Below are 18,336 nucleotides of genomic sequence, written 5' to 3'. Positions count from 1 at the left end.
GATCTTTTCGTGCATATCGGGCATTTTTAGCCGCGAAGCAATGCGCATGCGGGCGTCCGTTACCAACTGCGTGGGTGGGGCGCCTCGGTGCGGCGGCGTGTCAAAACACCTATCCCGCGGCAAGCCAGGTGCGAACCATCGCCTCCTCCTCGTCCAGCCCTTCCGGCACCTTGCGCCGGGACCGGCGGGCCTGCGCCAGTTCTCCGGCCAGCCGTCCTTCCTCCCAACTGGCCAGCACACGCGGATGGATGTAACAGGCGCGGCAGACGGCGCGGGTATTGCCCAGCCTTGCCGCGACCAGGTCGATCACGCTGTTCATGATGCGCTTGCGGGTCGCCTCGGCTTCCGGCACCGGCGTCTCCGCAAACAGCGAGGCGGCATGGATCGTGCCGCCCCAGGTGCGGAAATGCTTTGACGTGAAATCCTGGCCGCAGGCTTGGCGGATGTAGCCGTTGATGTCCTGCGAGCCGAGCTTTCGGCGTTCGCCGTCGGCGTCGACATATTGGAACAGTTGCTGGCCCGGCAGTTCCTGGACGAGCCGGATGATCTTCGCCATGCGGCGGTCGACCAACTGGATGCGCCACTCCTTGTTCGATTTGCCCTTGAAGGCGAAGCGCAGGCGCGAGCCTTCGACGGCCACATGCCGGTTCTTCAGCGTGGTCAGGCCAAAGCTCTTGTTGTCGCGCGCATAGGCGGCGTTGCCGACCCGGATCATGGTGTTGTCGAGCAGCCAGACAATCGAGGCGACGACTTTTTCGCGCGGCAGATTGTGGCGGCGCAGATCGGTATCGACCTGAGCGCGCAGTTCCGGCAAAGCGTCCGCGAAGGCCGCAAGGCTCGAGAATTTCGCCTCGTCGCGGCAGAGCGACCAGCGTTCGTGATAGCGGTATTGCTTGCGGCCCCTTGCATCGCGGCCGGTCGCCTGGATATGGCCTTTTTCGCGGGGAGAGATCCAGACGTCGGTCCACGCCGGCGGGATCGCCAGATATCTAATGCGGTCGAGGGTTTTCGCGTCGGAAACGGTCTTGCCGCTGGCGTCCCGGTAGGAAAATCCCTTGCCGGACTTGCGCCGCCGGATGCCTGGTTCCTCGTCGCTGACATAGCTCAGCGATGCGTCCTCTGCTGCTGCCGCCGGTTCCGGACGCGACGGACCTTCCCTCTTCAACATGGTTGCTTCCTGCGTTGCCTTCGGTGGACAACAAATCGCCTGGTGCGGGAGTGGTTCCGCGGAACCGGCGGGCGGCGATCTCGCCTGTCGTTCAGCACGGACGCATCCGATCGGTCGGGGGTTTCGTATCGTCTCTGAAGATTTTTCTGGAGGCTTCATGTCCAAGGCCGACGAAGACGAGATCGACCTGATTTGCCCGCAAGTGGTGGCCGACAATGCCGCGCGCGGTCTCGCCTACCGCGAAAAATTCGGTAGGGGCGGCACCGAGATCGGCGTCGGTCGGGCGAAGGAGCTGGTTGCCCGCCGGCCGCTGGCGCCGTCGGTCATTCGCCGCATGGTCAGCTATTTCGCTCGCCACGAGGTCGACAAGCGGGCGAGGAATTTCGGCAACGACGCCAATCCGTCGGCCGGCTACGTCGCCTGGCTGCTGTGGGGCGGCGACGAGGGCAGGGCATGGGCGATCGAACTCAAGAAGCGGATCGGCAACGCACCGGATATTTGAGCGAAGGCGGCAATCGCGGTGTCCCGCCGAAAGGCCGTCCAAAAGGCGTGATTCAGAACAGCCGGCCGCCGTCCGGCACTTTCCGTTCGATCGCGCCGAGCACCACCGCGCCTTCCTCGTCAGGAAAGCCCAGCGTCAGCACTTCCGACATGAACTTTCCGATCTGGCGCGGCGGGAAGTTCACCACGGCAAAGACTTGCCTGCCGACGAGCGTCTCGGGCGCATAATATTTGGTGATCTGCGCCGACGAACGCTTCACGCCGATCGCCGGCCCGAAATCGATCTTCAGCTTGATCGCCGGTTTTCGCGCTTCCGGATAGGGCTCGGCCTCGACGATGGTGCCGGCGCGGATGTCGACCTTGTCGAAATCGGCGAAGGTGATTTCCGGCCTGACCGGCCCCGACTCATGCATGTCTCAGGCGTTGCCCTGCGTCTCGAACAGCACGCCGGCGAGCGCGTCCCTGGCCGAGGTTCCCGACCAGACGACGAACTGGAACGCCTGGAAATAACATTCGCAGGCTTCCAGCGCGCTGGAGAGCAGCACCTCGACCTGCTGGCTGGAGGGCTCGACACCGCCAGCCAGCAGCAGCGATTGGCGGAACATGATCGCGCCTTCCTGCTCCCACAGGTCGAAATGGCCGAACAGCAGTTGCTCGTTGATCAGCGACAGCAGCCGCATAACCTCCAGCGTGCGCGCTTCCGGAACCTTGATGTCGAAGGCGCAGGCGAGATGAAGCGCCTCGAAATCCTCCATCCACGAGAAGGAGACGTGATAGTCGGTCCAACTGCCGACGACCGAGATGGCGATCTCGTCGTCGCCGGTGCGCTCGAACGCCCAGTCGTTGTTATGCGCGACTTGTTCGATGACATCGACGGGGTGGATATCACGTCCGACGTCGAGTTCGACCAGTTCCATAAGGCTAATCCTGTCGTTCCCCGTGCGCCGGAAGTCCGGCAACGGCTGGATGCGGGCACGTCCGTCGCAGATCGGACCAACAAGAAACGCTGGCGTAACCGATACTGCGCCGGGCTCATCTGCCGGCGCATGATCCCGCCCCGAATCATGCAACAAATTCAGTGTATTGATCGGGAGTCGCGTGACCAGTCCCTTTTTATCGGGAGGGCCGCCGGCCTGTGGAAAGCAGTTGCGAAAAAGATTCACGCAATCCGCATAAGCGATTCAGGGGAAAGCGCTTTTTCGACGAGTCGGCTGTGGAAAATTTTAACGAATTATTTTTGGGGATCAGTCTTGGCGGTGCGTCTGGTCCTGCCTTTCGGCTCCTCCAGTGGCTCCTCGCCAGGAATCTTGCCGGCATCCGCCTCCAGAACAGCCAGCCTTGCCTCCAGCGCGTCGATGCGGGCCGTAAGCTTCTTGTTCTCGGCGCGCGCCTTCACCGCCATGTCGCGCGCCGCCTCGAACTCCTCGCGCTGGACGACGTCCATCGTGTTGAGGATCTTCTCGGCCTGGCCCCTGAAGGCGGTCTCGACCTCGCGTCGCACACCCTGGGCAGCGCCGGCGGCGTCGGTCATCAGCTTGGCGAACTCGTCGAGAATGCGGTTCGGTCCGGTCGACATGGCGAAAAGCCTCCGTTTCCTTCGACGTAATGACGCATAGTCGTGAATGCAAGATTGCTACGCCAGTGTAGCACAAGCTCCAACCGCGCAAAAAACGAGCTCAGGCTCGCGTTTTCTGCCCTGCATTTCGGTTTTTCGAGCTGCAGCGGCTGTCGGCTGCTGCTCAGATTTCAGAAGATCGAAAGTTTCGCGCCTCACATCCAGTCGAGGTTGATGTTGGTGATGTTATCTGCCCGGATCCGGTTGCGTATGGCTTCGATCCTGCTGGCCAGTTCCGGCGAGAAGCGTTCATGCGTCTCGACGAAGATCTGGCCTATGCGCTTGTGAAGCCCGGCATCCAGCAGGGCCTCCAGAAGTTCGGCTTCCGCACCCTCGATGTCGAGCTTGAGCAGCGCCACGGGTTCACCGAGGCCGGCGATGAAGGCAGGCAGGTCGATCACGTCAATCTCGGCCACGGCCCCATCCGAGTGGGCATCCTTCTTGACCAGGGACGATCCTTCCGTCTGCGTTATGTCTCCGCCAGCGCCGGGCCGCTGGTAGAACATCGCCTTCCTGCTGCTGGCGCCAACGGCCTTTTCGATGATGGTCACGCCCGGATCGTTGCCGAAGCGGGACCTGAGCCTCTCGATGGCAATCGAGTCCGGCTCGAAGGCTATGACGCGGAGCCCTTTGCGCCGCATCAAATCGGTGACGTCGCCGACATTCGCCCCACAATCAATGCAAACCGACCCTTTCGGCAATGACCAGAGGCATTGGCGGAATTGGTAGATCGCGCCGCGCCTCTTGGAGTGCTTTCGTTTTCTGTAGAGATGCCACCGCAGCCAAAGTTCCAGGTCGCTTTCTATACGCATTCCCTATTATGGCACATCTCCCAAGCGATGCCACCGCTTGCCTTGACCCTGCCCAAAGGCTGCATCATGGTCCGCGCCATTCCGAAGCCAGCCGCGAGACCGTCTTGATCGATTCCATTATCCTGCCGCTCGCGGCGCTGCCGTTTCCCAACATCGACCCGGTCATCGTCCGCCTCGGACCGCTGGCGATCCACTGGTACGGCGTCGCCTACATCGTCGGCATCCTCTTCGGCTGGTGGTATTCGAAGCGGCTGGTTTCCGATGAAAGGCTTTGGGCCAATGGCGAGCGGCCGATGCGCCCGGAAGACATCGACGACTTTCTCGTCTGGGCGGCGATCGGCATCGTGCTCGGCGGGCGGGTCGGCTACGTGCTCTTCTACGATTTCGCACGCTACCTGCAGAACCCGCTCGACATTTTTGCCGTCTGGCAGGGCGGCATGTCGTTCCACGGCGGCTTTGCCGGCACGACGCTCGCCATGATCCTGTTCGCCCGCTCGCGTGGCATCCGGGTCTGGACAATGTTCGACGTGATCGCCGCCGGGGTGCCGGTGGCGCTGGGACTGGTGCGCTGCACCAACTTCATCAATTCGGAACTGTGGGGAAGACCGACCGACGTGCCCTGGGCATTCGAGTTCCCCAATGGAGGGCCGTTTACGCGTCACCCGAGCCAGCTTTATGAAGCACTGCTGGAAGGGCTGGTGCTGTTCATCCTGTTGCGCATCCTCACGCATGTCTTCCTCAAGCTGAAGACCCCTGGCTTTGTCGCCGGCGCATTCGTCGCCTTCTACGGATGCGCCCGCATCTTCGTCGAATTCTTCCGCGAGCCGGACGCCCAGCTCGGCTACCTCCTGGGCGGCTGGTTAACGATGGGCATGGTCCTGTCGGTCCCCATGGTGCTCGCGGGTGTCTGGGCGATGGCAACGGCCAGACCGGCCGAGGCGCTCCGCCCGGCATGAACACGCTGAAAGCGCGCATCGTCGACCTCATCGAGGCGCTGGGGCCGATCAGCGTTTCCGAATATTTTTCGCTCTGCCTCTCCGATCCGACGCATGGCTACTACATGACGCGCGATCCGTTCGGGCGCGAGGGCGACTTCACCACGGCGCCGGAGATTAGCCAGATGTTCGGCGAAGCGATCGGCGTCTGGCTGGTGCTCGCCTGGCGGGCGCTGGGCCGGCCGGAGCATCCGGTTATCGCCGAGATTGGTCCGGGCCGCGGCACGCTCGCCAAGGATATTGCGCGCACGCTCGACCAGCTTGAGCCGGCGCTGCGGCCTTCCGCGCGTTTCCATCTGATCGAGACCAGCCCGAAGCTCGGCTGGGCGCAGGCGACGACGCTGGAGGGAACGGGCGGCCGCTTCGACTGGGTGAAGAGCGTCGACGAACTGCCCGAGGGGCCGCTGCTCATCGTCGGCAACGAACTGTTCGATGCGATCCCGACACGACAATACGTCAATGCCGGCGGCGCCTGGCGTGAGCGGATGATTGGGATCGACCTGGAGGACCGGCTGATCTTCACGGCGGGAGCCGGCTCGCTCGACCCGTCGCTGCTGCCACCGGGCGCCGACGCGGCGGTGGAGGGAACGATCTTCGAGGTCGCACCGGCGCGCACCGCACTGATGCAGGCCATAGCCGAACGCATCGCGGAAGAGGGCGGAGCGGGGCTGTTCATCGACTACGGCCACTTCGCGCCCGGTTTCGGCGACACGCTGCAGGCGGTGCGAAAACACCGGCCGGAGGACGTGCTGGAAAATCCCGGCGAGGCCGACCTCACCTCGCATGTCGATTTTGCGGCGCTTGCCGCGACAGCGCGGGCGGCCGGGCTGGACGCGTATCTGATGACCCAGAGCCAGTTCCTGCTCGGCCTCGGCCTGCTGGAACGCGCGGGCGTGCTGGGCGCCAACGCTGACGAGGCAAAGCGCGACGAGATCCGCGCGGCCGTCGAGCGGTTGGCCGGACCGGACCAGATGGGCGACCTGTTCAAGGTTCTGGCGATCCTGCCGCGCGGCGTTTCGGTGCGGCCGTTCGGCCGGTAGGGTGATGCTCCGGCATTCGTCAGTATCTTCACAACAAATCACTGCGAAAATCCTGGCGATTGCGCTATAGTAGCGATGATGGGTCGCGTTCGACGTGGCCGACCGACCTGAGCACACGGCCCGCCGTGACGCGACCGATCCGAACCCGAGAGGAGGAACGGTCTTGGCAGGTTTTCATGTCATCGCAGGCCCGGACGACAGGATCGTCCACCCCAATATCCGCAAGATCGGCTTCGCCGACCTTACCGACGCGCTGCGGCGTGGCTTTGACGACTTCATGGCCAAGCCGTCGCATGTCATCTTCCTCTGCATCGTCTATCCGCTGGTCGGCGTCGTACTGGCGGCCTGGACCTCGGGCGACGGCGCGTTGCAGATGCTGTTCCCGCTGATGTCGGGTTTTGCTCTCATCGGTCCATTCGCCGGCATCGGCCTCTACGAGATCAGCCGGCGGCGCGAGGCCGGGCTTGACACCTCCTGGCATCACGCTTTCGACGTGCGCCATTCACCGGCCGTGCCGGCCATAGCGGCGGTCGGCTTCTTCCTGTTCGTGATGTTCATCGCCTGGCTGCTTGCAGCCCGCGCCATTTACATTTCGATCTACGGCAACGTGGCGCCCGCCTCGCTGACGACTTTCCTTTCCGACGTGCTGACAACGTCGCAAGGCTGGCAACTCATCATCGTCGGCGGTCTCGTCGGCTTCGTCTTCGCGGCGGTGGTGCTGTGCACGACGGTCATCGCCTTCCCGCTGCTGCTCGACCGCGATGTTGGCGCCTACGAGGCGATGGCGACATCGTTCCGGGCGGTGGCGGCGAATCCCGTGATGTTGGCCGCCTGGGGATTGATCGTGGCCCTGCTGCTCGCCATCGGCTCGGTACCAGTCTTCGCTGGCCTGATCATTGTCATCCCGGTGCTCGCCCATGCGACCTGGCATTTGTATCGGAAGGTGGTCGAGCCGCCGCAGGGATGATGCGCCCTCGACCCTCCCTGGAGGGGAGGGTCAGTTACTCCATCGCTAAAATCATGTTCCGCACGACCGGATAGATTTCGCGCTCCCAGCGTTTGCCGTTGAAGACGCCGTAGTGGCCGACATTGGCCTGCAAATGGTGGCGTTTCAGATGCGGGCGCAGCGTGCGGCAGAGATCGTGCGCGGCGGAGGTCTGGCCGAGCGCGCAAATGTCGTCGCGTCCTCCTTCGACGGTCAGCAGCGCGGTGCGGTGGATGGCGCCCGGATCGACCTTGCGGCCGCGATAGGTGAAGTCGCCGGTGGCGAGTTCGGCTTTCTGGAAAATGCGGTCGATGGTCTCGATGTAGAATTCTTCCGTCAGGTCGAGCACCGCGAAATACTCGTCGTAGAAGGTTTTTATCTTGTCGGCCTCGGCTGTCTCGCCCCTGGCCAGATTCTCGAACAGTTTCTTGTGCGCGGTGCGGTGGCGGTCGATGTTCATCGCCACGAAGGCAGTGAGTTGCAGGAAACCCGGATAAACGCGGCGACCGCCACCGGCATAGCGCGTTGGCACCCGGGCGATGACCGAGCGCTGGAACCAGGCGAGCGATTTCGCCACCGCGAATTCGTTGACTTCGGTCGGGCTCTCGCGTGGATCGATCGGCCCGGCCATCAGCGTCATCGACAACGGCGTCGCCGGGTGCCTGTCCTCCGACATGATGGCGACGGCGGCCAGCGCCTGCACGCAGGGCTGGCAGACCGCGAGGATGTGGGCGCCTGGGCCAACATGTTCGAGGAAACGAATAATATAGTCGATATGGTCCTCGACACCGAAGCTGCCGGCCTCGACAGGTACGTCGCGGGCATTGGCCCAGTCGGTGATGTAAACGTCGTGATCGCGCAGCAGCGTCTCGACCGTGCCGCGCAGCAGCGTGGCGAAGTGTCCGGACAGCGGCGCCACCACCAGAACGCGGGGCTGCGCCGTGTCGATGTCCTTGGAGAAATGCAGCAGCTTGCCGAAGGGCAGGTCGAGGGCGGTTTCCACAGTCACCGGCACGTCGCGGTTGCCGCTCCGCACCGACGAAACAGCGAAATCCGGCCTCGTGTGTGTCAGTTGGTATCGCGAGATCATTTCCAGCGCCGCCGCGAAACGTGCGCCGAGGTCTTTGCCCAAACCCCAGAAGCCCGGGCCGGCGAAGGAGCGCATGGCATTGGCCAGCAAGCGGACCGGCGCGATCATGTCCTCCTGCATCTGGTAGATCTGGTAGAGCATTTTCCGCTCCTCCCCGCCAAAGGATCTATTGCAGTGCAAAAAAGCTAGTGCAAATTTTGCTGCATTGCGAGAGGATTGTGAAATGCAGCCATCGACCGCATCAGCAGGCAAGTCATGACAGAAGCGACGCTCACCATCTCGTCGAAAAACTATTCCTCTTGGTCGCTGCGCGGCTGGCTGCTGTGCCGCATGGCGGGACTCGACTTCGAGGAGAAGCGGGTGGATCTCGACGATCTGGAGGCGCGGCAGGAATTGCTGCTGCTGTCGCCCTCGGTGCTGGTGCCACGGCTGACACATGGCGACGTGACGGTGTGGGACACGCTGGCGATTGCCGAATATCTGGCAGAGATCGCGCCCGATGCCGGTCTGCTGCCGGCTGAACGCGTGGCGCGCGCGCATTGCCGCGCCGTCTCCGGCGAGATGCATTCGGGTTTCCACAATCTGCGCTCGGCGCTCCCCATGAATCTCAAAGCACGGCACAAGGCGTTCAAGATTTTTTCCGGAGCGCGGCCCGACGTCGAGCGGATCAAGACGATCTGGAGCGAGTGCCTTTCGACCTATGGCGGGCCGTATCTGTTCGGCGCGCTGTCGGTGGCGGATGCCATGTATGCGCCGGTATGCACCCGTTTCCGCACCTACGCGGTCGAGCTCGATCCGGTTCTTTCCGCCTATTGCGAAAGCATTTTCGACTGGCCGCTGATGCGCGAGTGGACGGAAGGAGCGCTGGCCGAACCCGACGAGATCATCGAGCTCGAAGTGGAGTTCTGAAGCCTCGGAGGGGATGAAGCCGGCGTATTGTCACGGTAATCTTCACCATGAAATAAAAAGTGATTTCTAGGGCCTTCCTGAATCCCGAATCACAGGGTTCCCTATGGGGAAGGTGAGCCGACAGAGCCCGCCGGGAGGAAACGTGGCGCCGAACAAGCGGAAGGAGGCTCGGCAATGATCCGTTATCCGACTGTACCGAAAAGCCTCGACGCCGATTCGATCGAGCGGGACATGGTGCTCGACCCGATGGAGCGCGCCGAGATCGAACGCGCCATCGAAGCCGTTTGCTGGGAACTCGGCTTTGACACACTCCGCGACGAACGCCGGGCGCGCATCGCTTCCGGCATAACCTCGACCTGGCGCGACGGACGGCGGCTGCCGCTGAACCTCGTCAGCGCCGGGCTGGATGCAGTCGGGGCCTGACGGTCTGACGAGCTATCGACAATATCTCGGTACGGGCGAACTGGAGTAAAGCTTTCGCGCTTACCCATGCGACGACGCTCGATTCCTGGAATATATGAAGTTTAATGCGGTTTCGCACCACAACATCAAATTCGCTCATCCCAGGCCGCCATTCGATGCGGATGAACATCCTCAGTCCAGCAACTTGTCGTATTCGGCGTGAGTCCCAATCCAGACCCAAGTAAGGCCGTCGTCGCTTTCAAGCGCGACAGCACGATGGTCGATACCAACGCGCGCCGACCATAGTTCGCCGACTTTCTTGAGCCGAAGCGACGGATGCCTCGAATTGCTTTTCAACAGCTTGAAATTCTTCCTTGCCAAAAGACGGATTGGCTTCGGCAACGCCCGGTATGATTTCCAGAAACTCCAGGTTGCTCTGTGTCTCACAACGGTCGTGTTTTGCCCGCGGCGATTTCCGCCTTGGCCTCGGCAATGAACTTGTCGAGGCGGCCCGCCTCCGCATCGGCTTCAATCTGCCGATCCCATCGCTGCCATCGCAGTTCGGCAAACCACTCGGCGAAGCTTTTCAGTTCCTCGTCCGAAAGAGCCGACACGGAGTTCTCAATTTGCTCGAGCTTGGTCATGGTTCAAAATACCATCGCCTTGCCCGCAAGCAAGATCGCGGATCATCCGCCGTCCAGCCGGCTGTTCCGGCTGAGCACTGTCAATGTCCCGGGCGCCCGCTTTTCTTCGGTCGCTTTCCCCGTGCCCGCTCTTCGGTGGGGTCCTCATATGAACCAATACCAACCCTCTCCCGCTTCACCGGCTTGACGCCCTCCACCGGCTTTTCCGTCCGGCGCACGGTCATCTCGTCCAGCGTGTTCTTCCGGAACAGCGATTTGCCGTCGTCCGGCGTGCCGTAGTCGGCGCCATGCGCCTCGCTCGCGCTCTGCTTCTTGAACAGAGACCGCGAGACCGCGCCGGCAGGCGTCGGCATGTCGGTGCCGGGACCCATGTCGTCGATCGAGGGCTTTGCAAACAACGGCTTGCCCTGCCGCTCGCGGCGGGCCGGCACGGCGTAGTCGCCGGCACGGCCCATTTCGTCCAGCGATGGCTTCGCGAACAGGTTCGGCCGCGCGGCCTTTTCTGCAGCTTCCTTTGCCCGCGCCGCGTCGAGCTTGCGGAACCGCTCCTGCTCCTCGGCCGTGCGGTGTTTTGCGACGCCCTTGTTGTGCTTGCCTTTCTGACGGCCCGAAACAGGGCTGAGGCCCTCGGCCTCGCGCGCCAGCGGGTCGTCGGCGATGGCGAGTTCGGTCTCGCGCAGCCGCTTGATCTCGTCGCGCAGCCGGGCCGCGCGCTCGAAATCGAGATCGGCGGCGGCGTTGCGCATCTCCTTCTCCAGATGCTCGAGATGCGCCTGGAGATTGTTGCCTATCATGGCGCCGCTGTCGGCGAAGCCGGAAATGTCGGGCCGCACATGGTCCTTCTCATAGACCGAGTCCAGGATATCCGAGATGCGTGACTTGACGCTCTCCGGCGTGATGCCGTTGGCCTCGTTCCAGGCCATCTGTTTTTCGCGGCGGCGGTTGGTTTCCGCCATCGCCCGCTCCATCGAGCCGGTGACGGTGTCGGCGTAGAGGATCACCTTGCCGTCGACGTTTCGCGCCGCGCGGCCGATCGTCTGGATCAGCGAGGTTTCGGAGCGCAAAAACCCTTCCTTGTCGGCGTCGAGGATGGCGACAAAGCCGCATTCCGGAATGTCGAGGCCCTCGCGCAGCAGGTTGATGCCCACCAGCACATCGAAGGCGCCTAGCCGCAAGTCGCGGAGGATCTCGATGCGTTCCAGCGTGTCGATGTCGGAGTGCATGTAGCGGACGCGCACGCCGCGCTCGTGCAGATATTCGGTCAGGTCTTCCGCCATGCGCTTGGTCAGCACGGTGACCAGCGTCCGGTATCCCTTGGCGGTCGTCTCATTGATCTCGCCGACCACGTCGTCGACCTGGGTTTTCGCCGGACGCACCTCTACCGGCGGGTCGATCAGGCCGGTGGGGCGGATGACCTGTTCGGCAAAGACGCCGCCGGCCTGCTCCATCTCCCAGCCGCCCGGCGTCGCCGAGACGGCGACGGAAAGCGGGCGCATGGCGTCCCATTCCTCGAAGCGCAGCGGCCGGTTGTCCATGCAGGACGGCAGCCGGAATCCATATTCGGCCAGCGTCGCCTTGCGGCGGAAGTCGCCGCGATACATGCCGCCGATCTGCGGAACGGTGACGTGGCTTTCGTCGATGAAGATCAGGGCGTTGTCGGGCACGTATTCGAACAGCGTCGGCGGCGGATCGCCAGGCATGCGGCCGGTCAGGTAACGCGAATAGTTCTCGATACCGGCGCAGGAGCCGGTCGCCTCCAGCATCTCCAGGTCGAAGCGGCAGCGCTGCTCCAGCCGTTGCGCCTCCAGAAGACGCCCAGCCTTTTCAAGCTCTTGCAGGCGGTGCTGCAATTCTTCCTTGATGGACTTGATGGCTTGATTCAAGGTCGGGCGCGGCGTGACGTAGTGCGAGTTGGCGTAGATTTTTACGCTCTTCAGGTCGCCGGTCTTCTGGCCGGTCAGCGGGTCGAATTCGGTGATCGACTCGATCTCGTCGCCGAACAGCGTGACCCGCCAGGCGCGGTCCTCAAGATGAGCTGGAAACAGTTCGATCGTGTCGCCGCGCACCCGGAACGAGCCGCGCACGAAATTGATGTCCTGGCGCTTGTATTGCTGGGCGACGAGGTCGGCGAGCAGTTGTCGCTGGTCGATGCGGTCGCCGACCGTCATCTGGAACGTCATCGCCGTATAGGTCTCGACCGAGCCGATACCGTAGATGCAGGACACCGAGGCGACGATGATGACGTCGTCGCGCTCCAGCAGCGAGCGCGTCGCCGAATGGCGCATCCGGTCGATCTGCTCGTTGATCGACGATTCCTTCTCGATATAGGTGTCGGTCCGGGGCACGTAGGCCTCCGGCTGATAGTAGTCGTAATAGGAGACGAAATACTCGACCGCGTTCTCGGGAAAGAATTTCTTGAACTCGGAATACAACTGTGCGGCCAGCGTCTTGTTCGGAGCCAGGATCAGGGCAGGGCGCTGCGTCTCCTCGATCACCTTGGCCATTGTGAACGTCTTGCCGGAGCCGGTGACGCCGAGCAGCACCTGGGTGCGGTCGGCATTGTCGACGCCTTCGACGAGGTCCTTGATCGCCGTCGGCTGGTCGCCGGCCGGCTCGAAATCCGACACCATCTTGATGACGATGCCGCCCTCCGACTTGTCGGGGCGGGCAGGGCGGTGCGGCGTCCAGATCTGCCCGTTCTTGTGCAGCGGGTTGCCGCTTTCGATCAACGCCGACAGCGCCTCGACCGTGGCGGTCACACCGGATTTCGGCAGCGCCTCGGCGTCCTCAAGGCTGATGTCGAGGCCGGGGATCGGGTTCAGGCCCGCCGCCGTGCGTTCGCGCGCGCTCGCCGCCCCGCCCATCGAGGTGCCGCGCGCCGTCTTGGTCGGGGCGGAGGAGCGTTCGGGAATCTTTTTCGGAGCTTTGGCATCCTGCTTCGGGGGCGAACGCCCATCGCGCTCCACCTCGCGGGAAATCTGCTCCGCCCATTCCGAAACCGAGCCGGAGAGCGGTGCGCCCAAGAACTCCGACTGCGGCGCTTCCTCGAAGCCGCCACGATGCAAGGGCTCGGATGCGTCGTGATAGTCGGTCAGCGGGTTGCCACGCTTGCGGTAACCGTCGTCCTTCGCCGCCGGCGGCTTCTTTTCGGGTGATCTGGCCATATGCGGAATATGGGCGGAGTCCTCGCAAATGGAAAGGGCGGCGATCGCACGCGTGCGGCGGGGTCTTTCCGATCCTGACAACAGGCTGTCAGCAAGTCGTTGTCATGATCTCACGGCCTTGGGGGCAATCGCAGCGGCTTGCAGCGTGTCTACCCGCTTGCCATGATCGCCCATGCCCGAAGCCGACTGCCCTGCCGATCAAGAATTCTCCGTCCTCGTCTTCGACATGGCGCATCGTGGCGAGCCGGATGCCGAGCGCATTGTGCCCGGCTTCGGTAGCCTGGCCGAGGCCCGTGCCTATGCCGAGGCGCGGGTGCGGTCCTCGGTCGAGGAACTGCGCAAGCAGGGAATTGCGGCCGGCGAATTGCGCAGCCTGTGGTTCCTCTACGGCGAGGACTGCAAGGTGCTCGGCCAAACGAGTTCCACGGACATCGATCTCTACATCACTGTTTCAGCCACTTCAGCGGAATGTGACTGGCCGGCCCTGACGCCTCGGCTTCGCCGCTTCCACACCACGGTCCTGGTTGCCAATGCCGGCGGCGAGACCGTTTGGGCTGGCGGCTTCATCGCGCGTTACCAGCGGCCGTCGCGGGACGTTCTGATGCGGATTTTCGCCGTCGATGCACGCGCCGCTTTCGCCCGCCGCGGCATAGCCGACACTGAACCGGTTAGCCTCAGCGTGACCACGCTGTCCGAACTGCCCGTTCCTCCCGGCCCGCCGATCGGCGACGCTCGGCCGCTCCGGCACTGGAGCGTCGTGGTCGATTTCGTCTGCCACGACATCAAGTTCGGCCACACCGCCTCGGGCGTTTTCCGTTGGCCCGAGCAGCCGGCCGGAGCGCCGCTGGAGAGGATGAAGCAGATGCTGGTCGCCGACAGCCTCGCTTTGCGCGGTGACGGGCCGGACTGGGCCGACGCCTGCGACATCAACTCGGTGGTCGTCACGGAGACGCAATCCGAGGCCAACTACCCGCTGCAATTGACCGAGACGCCCTTCGCTGGGTGAATTCCCGATATCCGTCCGGCGGCCGCCGGATATTGCGCCCTTGTAGGCGTTGTCGGCCGACGCCGCTTGCAAAGCCCGCAGTGATCGCCAAAAGATGCCGGCCAGCGATGGGAGCGGGATCATGGACGCACAGGAATTCCTGCCGGACGAAAAAATGATCGCCTCGATCAGGCAGGACATCGCCCGCTACGAGCGGGATCGCGTCTCTGCGCACCGCAAGGTGATGTGGCGCGTACCGCTCTTTCTCCTGCTGCTGGCCGCGGCCGTCTGGCTGCTTGCGCTCGTCTTCAACCGCTTCGCCGACCCGTTCGAGCAGTGGACATCGACGCCGCATGTCTTTCTCTATGTCGTCGGCGTCATCCTGGCTTTCGTCCTCTACTGGCGGGCGCGTAAACCGGCCGCAGACCTGCAGCAATCCTTCCGCTCGAAACTGCTGCCGATCGTCTTCGGTTTCATCGACAACCTCCGCTACGGCAAGGGCATAAGGCCGGAATCGTTCGACCGGCTGCCGCCCGAGGTCGTGGGCGACTTCGATCGCCAGACTTTCGACGACGTGATCGCCGGCGTCTACCATGGCTTCAGCTTCGAACTCTATGAGGCAACGCTCAAGGACAAGGTCGGCAAGGTTGAAACCACCCTGTTTCACGGAGTGGTCATGGCTTTCGAGACGGAACAGCCGTTTCCGGGCCTGCTGGTCGCGACGCGCAAGGAGAACCATGTGGTCTCCTTTTTCCGCGGGCTTTTCGGAGCGTCCGTCGATGAAGTCGAAAGCGGCATTCCCGCCATCGACGAAAAATACGAGTTCCGCACCGACAATGCCGAGGCGGCCCAGCCGCTGGTGCGCGGACGTCTGGCGCAGGCGTTGCAATGGCTCGGCGAGGCCTGGCCGGGCGAGCCGGCGCGCGTGGCGTTGCGCGGCAATGACGGCTTCCTGCTGTTGCCGACGCCGAAGGATTTCTTCGAACTGCCGCCGGCTTCCGTGCCGCTCGACTACAAGGCGCATGTCGAGCCAATCATCGCCGACATGGCCTCGCTGCTCGCCACGGCGGCGCTGGTGCGCAAGGTCGGCAGCGGCGATGAAGCGTGACGACCGAATATGCTTATTCGTAGCTGGCAGGGCTTTCGTTACATTGCCAGGTTAGAAATAACCTTTTGAAATAACACAATTTTTTGCCATAAATCGTGATCTGTCGTGTTTGGCGTGGCGACCTCGGCTGGCTTATCGTCCTTCTGTCGCCCGGACTGGCCGGGCGCCTCTGGAGGATCATCACATGAAAAGGACCGCGGGACTGGCCGTTCTCGGCATGCTGCTGTCGTCTGTCGCCTTTGCCGGTGAGATGACGGGAACGGTGAAGGAAGTCGACATGGCCAAGCACATGATCGTGCTTGAAGACGGCATGTCGGTCATGACCAATGAGAGCGTCAAGCTCGACAACGTCATGGCCGGCGACAAGGTCAAGATCGAGACCGACAGCAACAAGATGGGTACGATGGTCGAAAAGATGAACTGATCGGGCAGCCTCGAAGGTGGCCGGGCGGGGAGCCCGGCCATTTTTACTTCGGCCGCGCATGCGGGTGCTATTTCCCGGTCGCGATACGTGACATCCTTCGTCCGTCCGGGGGACCACATATGTCCGACGCCGCCCTTTTCGCGATTGCGGTGATCCTGCTGCTGATCGCGCTGACGCTCGGTTTCCGCCGCTGGGGCGGCGCCGATCTCGGCCCGTCCGGCTCGGGGGCGGTTGCTCGGTTCGTCCTGGTGTCGACGGCGGTCGGCGGCATTGTCGGCGCGCCGTTCTGGTGGCTCGACCTGACGCCGAGTTTTGCCTGGGATCTGCCGCCAGTCGCCTCGCGCATGCTGGCCGCCGCAGCATTTGCCTTCGGACTGGCCGGCATCGTGGTGCTGGATCGGCCGAGCGAGGCGCGCACCCGGCTCTATTTGACGCTGATCCCCATCTATCTGGTGCCGCTGGCGGTCGCCGTCGTGCTGCTGCATCTGGACCGGTTCGACTTCACCGCGCCGGTCACCTACGGCTTTTTCGCGGTCGTCGTCGTCCTGTCGGTGGGTTCGCTGCTGACGTTGTCGCGGTCGGCCGGTTCCGGCAGCGGCGGCGCGCCAAGCGGTCCGATCTCGGCCTGGCTGCTGATTGCCGGGATCGTGCTGGGTATCTGGGGACTGGCGCTGTTCGCGGCGCCCTCGACGAATTACCCGCTGGTTTTCAACTGGGCGAAGGATCCGCTGTCGTCCCGCCTCATCGCGGCCATGCTGTTCACCATAGCGGCGGCGTTCCTGCTGTCACGCGGTGACGCGGGGCGGGCGAGGCTTTCACTGGTGTTTGCCGGCGCCTATGGGGCAGGGGTGGTTGCGGCCTGCCTGATGAACAAGGCCGCCGGCCTGCCGATGCCGCCGCTCTATGCCGGCGGTTTCGCCGTGCTGACGGTCGTATCGCTGCTGCTGCTGCTCGTCACCGACGGCGGGCGAGCGGAGCGCGCGCCCGTCTGACGGCCATCAGGCGCTGCCGGCCTGCTTCATCTGGGCGAATTCCGGAATGACCTTGCCGCCTTCGACGGTAAAGCCAGTGGCGGCTTCGGCCTTTGCCTTGCGTGACTTGGCCGCCGTGTAGAGGCTCTCATACTGCTTCAGTTCGGCGACGGTCGCCTGCAATTCTGTGATCTGGTTGCGCATGTACTCGGTTTCATCGTGGGCCGGCTGCTCATTGGCGGGTTCTTCCGCCACTGCCTCGGCTTGCACCTGGCGTTCGTCGTCCGTTTCGCCGCTCAGCGCAGTGAGCCGCTTCTCCAGCACCTGCCGATCCGCCTCCATGTCGTTCAGCCTGGAACGCAGCGTCGTCACATCCGAGACGGCGTCGCGCTGTTCGCTGGCGGCGCTCTGGAGGCGGGCGTTGAGGGTCTGGATCTCACCGCGCAGCGCCTGGTTCTCGCTCTGGAACCGTTTGTCGCGCTCGGCCAGTTCGGCCACCAGCCTGGCGGCATTCTCGTTCGCTTCGATCAGTTTCGCCTCTAGTGCGTCGTTCAGCTTCTGCAGGCGCGTGCCGTCCGCTTCCTCCGCCACGAGCCGCGACATGATCTCGGCAAGACGGGCGGAGTCACTGGCATGCATGCCCGACAGTTCCTCGACCCGGCGGCGGGATTCCGCCTGCTTCTTCTGGGTGAGGTCAAGCTCGACCGAAAGGCCGACATTCTTCTCACGCAGCATCTCGGATTCGCGCATGAAGCGCTCCGCCTCGTTGGTACGGGCGGCGTGGGCCGTCTGGAGCTCGCCATAGAGCGATTCGCATCGCACGATGGTGTTGCGCGCCTCGACCACGTCGAGCCGAAGGCCGCCGATGGTCTCACGCATCGTCTCCGCTTCGCCGAGCAGCTTCGCTTCCCGACGCTTCAACACCTCGACGAGCTGGTCGTAGCGGGCGCGCAGCCGCTCAAGCTTGTCGACGCGCTCCAGCAGCCGGCGGTTTTCAGCGGCGTAGGCGGCGTTGCCGTTCTCCAGGTCATTGGCCCGATGGATGTCGGCGAAGGCATCGTTGACGAAGTCGCGGCTCATGTGCTGCGCGGCAAGGATACTCGCCAGCGCCTCGCCGATGCGGTTCAGATCGTCCTGGGTGCGGGCGCGCGCCTCTTCAAAGGCGGAATAGCCGGCAAGCCGGCCCTGCGTGTGGGCGGTGACGCGGTCACCATGTTCGATCACCGGTTGCTCCGGCAACTCCAGGCTTGCCTGTTCTTCGCTGACCGGCTCAAGACTATCGACAAGGTCTTGCCTGGGCGCATCATCCGCCTCGTCGAGCGGCAGCAGGAATTCCTCGTTGAGGACATTGGACATACCGTCTTCCAGCGTTACGAACGCCCGCTTCAACGGATCCCGACGTGTCAGGATGTTTGCGAGATTCATGGCGACTACCCCCTGATACTACAACTCTCGATCGCGCAGGCGATCGTTTACCTATCGTTAAGTAAGCATAGCGCGTTTGACGCACATGGGAATAGCCC

At 63.4% G+C, this 18,336-nt stretch carries 20 protein-coding genes; 10 read left to right on the top strand and 10 right to left on the bottom strand.

What is annotated here, in order from left to right; translation table 11 throughout:
* Positions 1-109 precede the first annotated feature (109 nt).
* Positions 110-1,168, bottom strand: a complete 1,059-nt coding sequence (locus tag ACH196_RS15685; RefSeq protein WP_396647845.1) for a DNA topoisomerase IB — start codon at positions 1,166-1,168, stop codon at positions 110-112.
* 157 nt (positions 1,169-1,325) lie between these two features.
* Between ACH196_RS15685 and ACH196_RS15680 the strand changes: the two genes are divergently transcribed.
* On the top strand, positions 1,326-1,670 hold the full coding sequence (locus tag ACH196_RS15680; RefSeq protein ID WP_396647844.1) for a hypothetical protein: 345 nt from the start codon (positions 1,326-1,328) through the stop codon (positions 1,668-1,670).
* Between the two features lie 52 nt (positions 1,671-1,722).
* On the opposite strand, the gene ACH196_RS15675 is transcribed toward ACH196_RS15680, so the two are convergent.
* The 4 genes from ACH196_RS15675 to ACH196_RS15660 form a co-directional block, all read right to left on the bottom strand.
* A complete protein-coding gene (locus ACH196_RS15675) occupies positions 1,723-2,082 on the bottom strand; it encodes a tRNA-binding protein (RefSeq protein ID WP_396647843.1) in 360 nt (119 codons plus the stop codon).
* Between the two features lie 3 nt (positions 2,083-2,085).
* Positions 2,086-2,586: a YbjN domain-containing protein gene (locus ACH196_RS15670; RefSeq protein WP_396647842.1), complete on the bottom strand. Its 501-nt coding sequence runs from the start codon at positions 2,584-2,586 to the stop codon at positions 2,086-2,088.
* Between the two features lie 314 nt (positions 2,587-2,900).
* Positions 2,901-3,245 carry an accessory factor UbiK family protein gene (locus tag ACH196_RS15665; RefSeq protein ID WP_396647841.1) on the bottom strand — a complete coding sequence of 115 codons (345 nt, stop codon included), beginning with the start codon at positions 3,243-3,245 and terminating at the stop codon, positions 2,901-2,903.
* A gap of 194 nt (positions 3,246-3,439) precedes the next feature.
* Positions 3,440-4,096 (bottom strand): FkbM family methyltransferase, encoded by a 657-nt coding sequence (locus tag ACH196_RS15660; protein ID WP_396647840.1) that lies wholly within the window; start codon positions 4,094-4,096, stop codon positions 3,440-3,442.
* A gap of 104 nt (positions 4,097-4,200) precedes the next feature.
* On the opposite strand from ACH196_RS15660, the gene lgt reads away from it, so the two are divergent.
* The 3 genes from lgt to ACH196_RS15645 all read left to right on the top strand — a co-directional run bounded on the left by lgt (position 4,201) and on the right by ACH196_RS15645 (position 7,098).
* Entirely contained in the window at positions 4,201-5,052 is an 852-nt protein-coding gene (gene lgt / locus ACH196_RS15655; protein ID WP_396647839.1) for a prolipoprotein diacylglyceryl transferase, read from the top strand.
* Positions 5,049-6,131 (top strand): class I SAM-dependent methyltransferase, encoded by a 1,083-nt coding sequence (locus tag ACH196_RS15650; protein ID WP_396647838.1) that lies wholly within the window; start codon positions 5,049-5,051, stop codon positions 6,129-6,131. Before lgt ends, ACH196_RS15650 begins: the two co-directional genes overlap by 4 nt.
* 163 nt (positions 6,132-6,294) lie before the next feature.
* Positions 6,295-7,098 (top strand): DUF2189 domain-containing protein, encoded by an 804-nt coding sequence (locus tag ACH196_RS15645; RefSeq protein ID WP_396647837.1) that lies wholly within the window; start codon positions 6,295-6,297, stop codon positions 7,096-7,098.
* Positions 7,099-7,132: 34 nt separating this feature from the next.
* Here the strand turns inward: ACH196_RS15645 and ACH196_RS15640 are convergent, their stop codons facing one another.
* Positions 7,133-8,347, bottom strand: coding sequence for a polyhydroxyalkanoate depolymerase (locus ACH196_RS15640; protein WP_396647836.1), 1,215 nt, complete (start codon positions 8,345-8,347; stop codon positions 7,133-7,135).
* Between the two features lie 114 nt (positions 8,348-8,461).
* Between ACH196_RS15640 and ACH196_RS15635 the strand changes: the two genes are divergently transcribed.
* Positions 8,462-9,115 carry a glutathione S-transferase gene (locus tag ACH196_RS15635; protein ID WP_396647835.1) on the top strand — a complete coding sequence of 218 codons (654 nt, stop codon included), beginning with the start codon at positions 8,462-8,464 and terminating at the stop codon, positions 9,113-9,115.
* Between the two features lie 174 nt (positions 9,116-9,289).
* The gene (locus ACH196_RS15630; RefSeq protein ID WP_396647834.1) at positions 9,290-9,538 is read left to right on the top strand and encodes a hypothetical protein; all 249 of its coding nucleotides are present in this window, start codon (positions 9,290-9,292) and stop codon (positions 9,536-9,538) included.
* A gap of 171 nt (positions 9,539-9,709) precedes the next feature.
* Here ACH196_RS15630 and ACH196_RS15625 read toward each other — a convergent pair whose 3' ends face one another.
* The 3 genes from ACH196_RS15625 to uvrB all read right to left on the bottom strand — a co-directional run bounded on the left by ACH196_RS15625 (position 9,710) and on the right by uvrB (position 13,325).
* Positions 9,710-9,919: a hypothetical protein gene (locus ACH196_RS15625; RefSeq protein ID WP_396647833.1), complete on the bottom strand. Its 210-nt coding sequence runs from the start codon at positions 9,917-9,919 to the stop codon at positions 9,710-9,712.
* A 41-nt stretch (positions 9,920-9,960) separates the two neighbouring features.
* The gene (locus tag ACH196_RS15620) at positions 9,961-10,161 is read right to left on the bottom strand and encodes a hypothetical protein (RefSeq protein ID WP_396647832.1); all 201 of its coding nucleotides are present in this window, start codon (positions 10,159-10,161) and stop codon (positions 9,961-9,963) included.
* Positions 10,162-10,241: 80 nt separating this feature from the next.
* Entirely contained in the window at positions 10,242-13,325 is a 3,084-nt protein-coding gene (uvrB, locus tag ACH196_RS15615) for an excinuclease ABC subunit UvrB (RefSeq protein ID WP_396647831.1), read from the bottom strand.
* A 172-nt stretch (positions 13,326-13,497) separates the two neighbouring features.
* Between uvrB and ACH196_RS15610 the strand changes: the two genes are divergently transcribed.
* The 4 genes from ACH196_RS15610 to ACH196_RS15595 all read left to right on the top strand — a co-directional run bounded on the left by ACH196_RS15610 (position 13,498) and on the right by ACH196_RS15595 (position 16,834).
* Positions 13,498-14,331, top strand: coding sequence for a hypothetical protein (locus ACH196_RS15610; protein ID WP_396647830.1), 834 nt, complete (start codon positions 13,498-13,500; stop codon positions 14,329-14,331).
* A 121-nt stretch (positions 14,332-14,452) separates the two neighbouring features.
* Positions 14,453-15,418 (top strand): hypothetical protein, encoded by a 966-nt coding sequence (locus ACH196_RS15605; RefSeq protein WP_396647829.1) that lies wholly within the window; start codon positions 14,453-14,455, stop codon positions 15,416-15,418.
* A 184-nt stretch (positions 15,419-15,602) separates the two neighbouring features.
* Positions 15,603-15,842 carry a hypothetical protein gene (locus ACH196_RS15600; RefSeq protein ID WP_396647828.1) on the top strand — a complete coding sequence of 80 codons (240 nt, stop codon included), beginning with the start codon at positions 15,603-15,605 and terminating at the stop codon, positions 15,840-15,842.
* Positions 15,843-15,961: 119 nt separating this feature from the next.
* The gene (locus tag ACH196_RS15595; protein WP_396647827.1) at positions 15,962-16,834 is read left to right on the top strand and encodes a hypothetical protein; all 873 of its coding nucleotides are present in this window, start codon (positions 15,962-15,964) and stop codon (positions 16,832-16,834) included.
* 6 nt (positions 16,835-16,840) lie between these two features.
* On the opposite strand, the gene ACH196_RS15590 is transcribed toward ACH196_RS15595, so the two are convergent.
* Positions 16,841-18,238 (bottom strand): hypothetical protein, encoded by a 1,398-nt coding sequence (locus ACH196_RS15590; protein ID WP_396647826.1) that lies wholly within the window; start codon positions 18,236-18,238, stop codon positions 16,841-16,843.
* Positions 18,239-18,336 lie beyond the last annotated feature (98 nt).

Origin of the sequence: Mesorhizobium sp. IMUNJ 23232 (assembly GCF_044326205.1) — a bacterium.
Classification (GTDB): Bacteria; Pseudomonadota; Alphaproteobacteria; order Rhizobiales; family Rhizobiaceae; genus Kumtagia.
The sequence above is the reverse complement of the archived record's forward strand: the minus strand, read 5'-3'. Positions and strand labels throughout refer to the sequence as shown.